General features: G+C 46.5%; 1 tRNA gene. It reads left to right on the top strand.

From position 1 onward, the window contains the following. The first annotated feature begins 55 nt into the window (after nucleotides 1-55). Nucleotides 56-131 (top strand) — tRNA-Gly (locus tag AB4185_RS21890). Nucleotides 132-217: the final 86 nt, after the last annotated feature.

A 217-nucleotide genomic window follows, 5' to 3' on the forward strand; every position in this document is an offset into this window, starting at 1 on the left:
ATTACAGTTAAGCGCTATCTATTGCCCAAGGCAGTAAGAGCAGCGACTAACTAATGCGATACTAGCTCAGTTGGTAGAGCGCAACCTTGCCAAGGTTGAGGTCATCGGTTCGAACCCGATGTATCGCTCCAAATTCTCTCTCACGCTTTATGCTGAAGATGAAAATGGTTTAGTCTCATTGTCTTAAACAATGCATCCGGACGCGGGATGGAGCAGT

The organism is Vibrio sp. 10N.286.48.F5, from assembly GCF_041469785.1.
Lineage (GTDB): Bacteria > Pseudomonadota > Gammaproteobacteria > Enterobacterales > Vibrionaceae > Vibrio > Vibrio crassostreae_C.